1 pseudogene is annotated in these 434 nt (G+C 68.0%); it reads right to left on the bottom strand.

From position 1 onward, the window contains the following. Window positions 1-434 (bottom strand): annotated as a pseudogene (locus EN925_RS39295) (permease); the annotation flags it as partial.

The following is a 434-nucleotide window of genomic DNA, read 5'->3' as shown; positions in this document are numbered from 1 at the left end:
TCGTCGCGTCCGCGATAGAAGACGCCTCTGCCGCCATCCGGCAGAACCACGGCGGACCGCGACGGCAACCACAATGCGTCGAGTATCTCGGCCGGAGCCTGGCGGCCGGTGGCGGTCCGCGCGAAACCGAGCGGAAGAATGAGATGGTCGCAGAGCCCGATCAGTCTCTCGGTGGCCGGGCCGTGGCTCCATTCGACATCGCCGAGGATCGCAAGGCCGAGATCGCGAGCCCGAGCCACGACATCCAGCGACTCGATCCCGTAACTGTCGACGATCAGGACAGTCGCGCGGCTGAGAACCTCGTCCGGAAAGTCCGGCGCGGTGCCCAGCATCGCTTCGTCGTCATACGCGATGAACCGCTCCCCATCCGAACCGACGGTGATCCGCGAGCGCACCGGGCGCGCGTGCGGGTGGCGCGGCGCGAACGCGGTTTC

It is taken from the genome of Mesorhizobium sp. M7A.F.Ca.US.006.04.2.1 (assembly GCF_004022915.1).
Classification (GTDB): Bacteria; Pseudomonadota; Alphaproteobacteria; order Rhizobiales; family Rhizobiaceae; genus Mesorhizobium; species Mesorhizobium ciceri.
Note: the sequence above shows the minus strand (reverse complement) of the source record. Positions and strands in the feature narration are given on the sequence as shown.